Below are 1,173 nucleotides of genomic sequence, written 5' to 3'. Positions count from 1 at the left end.
CTCTCGGTGGACAACCTGTTCGTCTTCCTGATCATCATCTCGAGCTTCAAGGTCCCGCGGGCCGACCAGCAGAAGGTGCTGCTGTTCGGGATCGTGTTCTCGCTCATCGCCCGGACCGGGTTCATCTTCCTGGGCGCCGCGCTGATCAACTCCTTCGCCTGGGTCTTCTACCTGTTCGGGCTCATCCTGATCATCACCGCGGGGAACCTGCTCAAGCCCGGCGACTCGGAGAGCAGGCCCGCGGACAACCTGATCATCCGGATCGCGAAGCGGCTGTTCCACACGTCCGACACCTACGACGGGGACAAGCTGTTCACCGTCCAGGACGGGCGCCGCGTGCTGACGCCGATGCTGCTGGTCATGGTGGCCATCGGCGGGACCGACATCCTGTTCGCGCTGGACTCCATCCCGGCGATCTTCGGCCTGACCCAGAACGTGTACCTGGTGTTCACCGCGACCGCGTTCTCGCTGCTCGGGCTGCGCCAGCTCTACTTCCTCATCGACGGGCTGCTGGACCGGCTGGTGTACCTGAGCTTCGGGCTGGCCGCGATCCTCGCGTTCATCGGCGTGAAGCTCGTGCTGCACGCCCTGCACGAGAACAACGTGCCGTTCATCAACGACGGCGAGCCCGTCCCCGTGGTCGAGATCAGCACCGGCCTGTCGCTGACCGTGATCCTGGGCGTGCTGGTCGTCACCGTCATCGCGTCCCTGGTCAGCCCGAAGGGGCGTGGTCAGAACGCGGTCTCCGGCGCCCGCCGGCACGCCGCCGAGTACCTCGACGTCGAGAAGGATCCCGAGCGCCGGGCGGAGCTCTACCGCAAGCTCCAGGCCGAGGAGGCCGTCATCCGGGGCCTGCCGGAGAAGTACCGCGCCCGGATCCGGGAGGAGGACCGGCTCATGGACCTGCTCCGGCGCGCGCACGCCGCGCACGACGCCGGCACCCGCAGCGGCTCGTCCCCGGACTGACGGCCCGGCCCGGCACGCACAGGTTTGGCCCGTCTCCTCCCGGTCACACGGCGACCCGAGGTCTCCGGATCAGGGAGTGAGCATGGCGAGTGACGCCCGGCTGGGCACGATCCGTACGCAGATTCCGGCCCGCCTGGACCGCCTGCCCTGGGCGCGGTTCCACACGATGGTCGTGCTCGGCCTGGGCACGGCGTGGATCCTCGACGG

General features: G+C 68.4%; 1 protein-coding gene. It reads left to right on the top strand.

What is annotated here, in order from left to right; all coding sequences use genetic code 11:
• Positions 1–966, top strand: a 966-nt coding sequence (locus BM093_RS34890) for a TerC/Alx family metal homeostasis membrane protein (protein WP_093357775.1), incomplete at its 5' end; no start/stop codon positions are given.
• Between the last annotated feature and the right edge of the window lie 207 nt (positions 967–1,173).

The organism is Pseudonocardia ammonioxydans, assembly GCF_900115005.1.
Classification (GTDB): Bacteria; Actinomycetota; Actinomycetes; order Mycobacteriales; family Pseudonocardiaceae; genus Pseudonocardia; species Pseudonocardia ammonioxydans.
This window is presented reverse-complemented; position numbering and strand designations above follow the sequence as displayed.